We start from the raw sequence: 561 nt of genomic DNA, 5'->3' as shown, positions 1-561 counted from the left end.
GAAACGATACCCGAGGTGACGGTTTGGCCGAGGCCAAATGGGTTGCCGATAGCAACAGTAAAGTCGCCGACGCGTAACTTGTCAGAGTCGGCAATCTTAATCTGAGTTAGATTTTTCGCTTTTTCTAATTTCAGCAATGCGACGTCTGCCATCTCATCACCACCAACGAGTTCTGCATCGTACTCGCGGCCGTCATAGAGGCGCACTCGAATTTCATCCGCGCCTTTGATCACATGATAGTTAGTGACGATGTGCCCTTTTTGGGCATCAATAATGACGCCAGAGCCCAATCCGCGGAATGGACGCTCTCGAGTTTGCTCCATCGGGAAGTCAGGGCCGAAGAAGAACTGAAATTGTTCCGGAATACGACTGGTTTGAACTTGTTTACCCTCAACCGCAATACTCACGACTGCAGGGGTCACTTTTTCTAGCATCGGGGCTAGGCTTGGTAATTGCTGGCCATCAACACTTAGAGGCAGTGCTGCCGTGGCCGTTATCGGCGTGATAATGGAACTCAAACTTAAAGATAGAACGGTTAGCGCAAGCAATGGCTTTTTCATC

At 49.7% G+C, this 561-nt stretch carries 1 protein-coding gene; it reads right to left on the bottom strand.

Features of this window, described 5'->3' with window-relative positions; all coding sequences use genetic code 11:
* Positions 1 to 560: trypsin-like peptidase domain-containing protein (locus R7E78_RS29195; RefSeq protein WP_318059027.1), on the bottom strand; the 560-nt coding region annotated here is incomplete at its 3' end.
* Position 561: the final 1 nt, after the last annotated feature.

Source organism: Vibrio sp. YT-19(2023) (genome assembly GCF_033337395.1).
This window is presented reverse-complemented; position numbering and strand designations above follow the sequence as displayed.